1 protein-coding gene is annotated in these 828 nt (G+C 31.3%); it reads left to right on the forward strand.

Features of this window, described 5'->3' with window-relative positions:
• Window positions 1-305: 305 nt before the first annotated feature.
• Window positions 306-749: a hypothetical protein gene (locus KCG35_RS25785; RefSeq protein ID WP_215822746.1), complete on the forward strand. Its 444-nt coding sequence runs from the start codon at window positions 306-308 to the stop codon at window positions 747-749.
• Window positions 750-828 lie beyond the last annotated feature (79 nt).

The raw sequence follows: 828 nt of genomic DNA on the forward strand, positions 1-828 counted from the left end.
ATTAGCAATACCAAAGTCAATAAGATAGCAATACAGTAGACAGTACAATGGTTAATTAAAAAAACAATACTAAGTCTATCAAATAGACAATATATGAGTTAGTATGAAAACAAAGCAAATGTTAAGACAATAAACTATATGAAAAGCAATCTATAACCTATAGGTAAAACCCTTAAAATAAGGCTAATATAGTTAAATCTGTACAGCAAATGTTTACTATCTTCATCAAAGCTCAGTAATAGGTTTTATGTAACTGTCAGTAAGCATTACTAACCATAAACTAAAAAACAGAAACTGAAACCAAAATGAAATTTACACTGAATGATATAAACGAGTTGAAAAAAGAGCTTTCAGAGTTACAAGAACCTGAAAAGCAAGCAATCAGCTCTAATGAAGCCATCAAAATGATGATTGATGAAATTACGGATCTTCAAAAACAAGGATTCAAGCTTAGAGATATATACCAGCTTATAAAGAAGAAAGGCTTCATTGATATTAGTGAGCGCACATTCAATCAATATGTTTTTGCTGCAAAAAGAGAGAAGCCTAAGAAGACTAAAGCAAGAACTAAACCTGAAACAACCTCTGTACCAAAAGTTAGTAAAAATAACAAATCAACCGATAAAGCAATAAAGAGCACAGTATCAGCACCAAAGCAGACTGATACTACAAAACCTGTAGCTGATGATACTTTGACTTCTCGGATAAGTTCATCATTTACGTTAAAAGAAGACTCAGCAGATATTTAAGTTAAGTATTGATATTGAGGATACAAAGCATGAGCAAAGAAATGAAAAACTTGCCTATATATATGGTTGGGGGATCAAA

Origin of the sequence: Zooshikella harenae (genome assembly GCF_018837975.1) — a bacterium.
In the GTDB taxonomy this organism is placed as follows: Bacteria; Pseudomonadota; Gammaproteobacteria; order Pseudomonadales; family Zooshikellaceae; genus Zooshikella; species Zooshikella harenae.

Bases quoted from the DNA above. Each gene is read 5' to 3' on its own strand.
- KCG35_RS25785 (WP_215822746.1), top strand. From the start codon at position 306: ATGAAATTTACACTGAATGATATAAACGAGTTGAAAAAAGAGCTTTCA.